The 3250-nt window shown below is 34.7% G+C and carries 4 protein-coding genes and 2 pseudogenes; all 6 read left to right on the top strand.

The genetic code is table 11. From position 1 onward, the window contains the following. Positions 1-358, top strand: a pseudogene (locus Q0977_RS18020) (HNH/ENDO VII family nuclease); the annotation flags it as partial. Positions 359-372: 14 nt separating this feature from the next. Next, positions 373-831 (top strand): SMI1/KNR4 family protein, encoded by a 459-nt coding sequence (locus tag Q0977_RS18015; protein WP_299516500.1) that lies wholly within the window; start codon positions 373-375, stop codon positions 829-831. A gap of 191 nt (positions 832-1022) precedes the next feature. Further along, on the top strand, positions 1023-1544 hold the full coding sequence (locus Q0977_RS18010; RefSeq protein ID WP_299516498.1) for a Nif11 family protein: 522 nt from the start codon (positions 1023-1025) through the stop codon (positions 1542-1544). Continuing rightward, the gene (locus Q0977_RS18005) at positions 1475-2230 is read left to right on the top strand and encodes a hypothetical protein (RefSeq protein WP_299516496.1); all 756 of its coding nucleotides are present in this window, start codon (positions 1475-1477) and stop codon (positions 2228-2230) included. The genes Q0977_RS18010 and Q0977_RS18005 overlap by 70 nt, the downstream gene beginning before the upstream one ends. A gap of 13 nt (positions 2231-2243) precedes the next feature. Beyond that, a complete protein-coding gene (locus tag Q0977_RS18000) occupies positions 2244-2588 on the top strand; it encodes a hypothetical protein (RefSeq protein WP_299516494.1) in 345 nt (114 codons plus the stop codon). Between the two features lie 450 nt (positions 2589-3038). Further along, positions 3039-3250, top strand: a pseudogene (locus Q0977_RS17995) (TIGR01741 family protein); the annotation flags it as partial.

Here is a 3250-nt window from a genome sequence, read left to right as displayed (position 1 = left end):
GTTAAAGCTAAGGGAGAAATTAAAGATATTGATAGAAGGGTTTATACGCTCAAAGATTTAGATTTAAATCAAATGACAGAAGCAGGAAAAACAAATTTAGAATTAATGAAGGATGGGAATGCACCTTTTGCAAAGGATGGGTTCCCAAATTAACCTGCATCATTTACTTCAAGAAGAACCAGGGACTATGGTGGAAATACCGGGGAGTTTACATCAACAATATACAAAGATATTACATGGTCTAAAAGAAAATGGAGAAAGCTTCAGGAATGATCCAATATTGAAAGCTCAATATAACAATTTTCGTTTAAGATATTGGAAATGGAGAGCTAAACAATTCGAAATAGAAAATAAATGAGGTGAGTTAATTATATGAACTTTATCACTGTCGAGAAATTTATTGAGGAATTCAGTAAAGAAACAGATTTCACTGGAGGTATTGGAGAAGAAAAGATTAATATTATTGAAAGACAGCTTAATGTTATATTACCTGAAAGTTATAAGTGGTTTTTAAGAAAATATGGATCAGGTGGAATTTTTGGAGTCCAAATAATAGGATACAATTTTGGAGGAGCAGCAGTAGTAAAAACTACCGAAAATTATCGAGAATTTTATAATTTAAATGATGGAATTGTAGTAATTGTTGATGTAGATGCATTCGCATATTGTTTAGATACAAATAAGATGAAAAATGGTGAATGCCCAGTAATATCTTGGGATGTCGATAGCGGAAGTTATGATTCTGAAGAAGCTAGCAATTTTTTAGAGTTTTTTTGGAATTATTTAAACGAAATGAAAGAAAACTGGGAAGAAGATGAAGAAGATTGGTGATTGCATAAGAGTGACCAGTTTTTCTAGACGGTGGGGTATTTTAGAATAGTGGCAGTCATTGAAAAGTATTTACAAAATGAATCCATCAATTTGATTACAATCAAAGTAAAGCTCTAGAAGAATACATAGATCGTATTCAATCCCATACGAAAAGTGGAAAGATACAACTAGAAAACTATAAAGTTGGCACATTGAAGAAGTATCAAATAGATGAATTACTTTTAGAAAATACTTGTTCTAGAGAAGACACTGATACGAAGGAAGAGTTACAAAAGAAACTCGCAAATGCATCTACCTTAGAAGAATTTTTGAAACTTGCAAAAGAACTAGGTGAAGAAAATTTAACCGAAGAGCAAAAAAAGCTCCTTACTTTGTGGGAAACTGCAGAAGGTATCAAAAACGGTGTTTATAAAGCAGGAAAAGATTTCGTAAAAGGAATATTCGATTTCGTCTTGCATCCCGTAAAAACAATAGAGAGTACAATTGATGCCCTTGCACATCCAATCAAAACATTCGATTTTCTTTCGACAGCAATCCGTGATTCGTATGAACGAGATGTGATCAAAGGAGACGCCAAGTCCCGAGCGGAATGGTTTTCTTATGCATTAGGAAGTATAGGATTATCCGTAGTAGGAACAAAAGGATGGGCGCTGTATCAAAAACTGGAATGGCAACAACAAAAGTCGCTACCAAGGCCGGCGCTAGCAAAGTAAAAGGTGCAGCACAAAAAATTTCTGGTTTAGATTTATTACCGTATTCCCCTAGGAATCAATTAGCCTATGCCAATGTAGGTGTTGTGCCTTACAATGTGGTGAATGGTGCTGGGGTGAAAGATCAGCTGCTTTCTATGGCGAAGATGGAGACAAAGGGTAGCGGTAAGGGTACGGGTGAAACTATCCAAGTTAAGAACATTAAAGATGAAGTAGATATTATTGCTGAAAGAGCTAAAGGCTTGGACTTAACTCTAAGAGAAACTCCATATAAAATCATGGGTAGTAAAAAAATGAAACAATTGAACGAGAAGGTAAAAAATAGAACTATCACGAAAGAAGAATGGCAACAATTGATGTGGAACAAGAGATTTAAACGCAGAAGAGATAACGGTGTAGATGACTTCTGGGAACAAGAAAGAGAACGCTTGTTAAAGGGAGAAGCTACAAGAGTATGGACGGAGAAACAAGCAAAAGACATAATAAATGGTAAGGCTCCAAAATATGAAGGTAAAACAATGATTGGTCACCATACTTATAGCGCATCTAAATATCCACAAATTTCTAATAAAGGCGAAATTATATATCCTGTAACATTTAGAGAACATTTGTATCGATGGCATGGTGGTAGCTATAAGAAAAGCCTACCTGGTAAACCACTAAATGATTCAGTTGATAATGAATTTTAAGGAGGATATAAATATGTCGGTAATACTTTTAGTGGTAGAACATGATGAAAATCAGATGAAATATTTACCTACAATAAGAAAAAATACAAATTTAGGATTTTCTGAGATAAAAAAAAGAATTGGAAATGGTAGTCCAATAATGGAATGTAATCTGTTTGAAGATGATGAGGACGATACAAAGCTTAAAAAATTAATAAATGAATTGATAAATGTTGGTGCGAAGATAAGACTGTTTAATGGTGAATTAGTTAAAAATAAAGAAGTATCTGTTGAATACTTGATGAATAGATTTGATAGATATAAAGAAATACAACGACAAAATGAAATGTTAGATGATTTAATGTATGGCGAAGATTAATTTGTGGGGAAGTTATGTAGAGTTGAGAAAATTCAGCTACAATATTTTGGCGAGATGACATATTAAACTTATGAAGTATTGTTACAGGTTAAAGTCAGGTGTCAGGCACCGAAATAATTCAGAAAATAGACTACAAATTAAGTCCTTAATCTCTTCGGAGGTTAACGACTTTTATCTTTCAATCTAGTATTAAGTGGTTGCTTATATGATCTTTATGATGGTTTAATAATATCTCGTTGTGATGTTTCTTTCTTCCAAGCGATGGCTTCTTGCATTGCCGTATCAGAGATATTGCTAGGTGTGCAAGTACAATAAGGTTTAGGTACCAGGCACCTAAACAATTCTGACAATAGGGTATAAATTAAGTCCTTAGCCACTTCTGGGGCGAAGGACTTTTTTTGATAGAATAGAATTCTAATTGTATTTTGACACAACGAAAGTACAATCGATGCAATCTCGCACCCAATCGAAACGTATGACTATTTATCGATGGCAATCCGTGAGTCGTATGAACGAGATGTAATCAACGGAGATGCCAAGTCCCGAGCGGAATGATTTGCTTATGCATTAGGAACCATCGGATTGTCTGCAGTGGGAACAAAAGGGTTGGGCGCCGTATCAAAAACCGGAATGGCAACAACGAAAGTCGCTACCAAGGCCGG

Origin of the sequence: uncultured Rummeliibacillus sp. (genome assembly GCF_934216135.1) — a bacterium.
In the GTDB taxonomy this organism is placed as follows: Bacteria; Bacillota; Bacilli; order Bacillales_A; family Planococcaceae; genus Rummeliibacillus.
The sequence above is the reverse complement of the archived record's forward strand: the minus strand, read 5'-3'. Positions and strand labels throughout refer to the sequence as shown.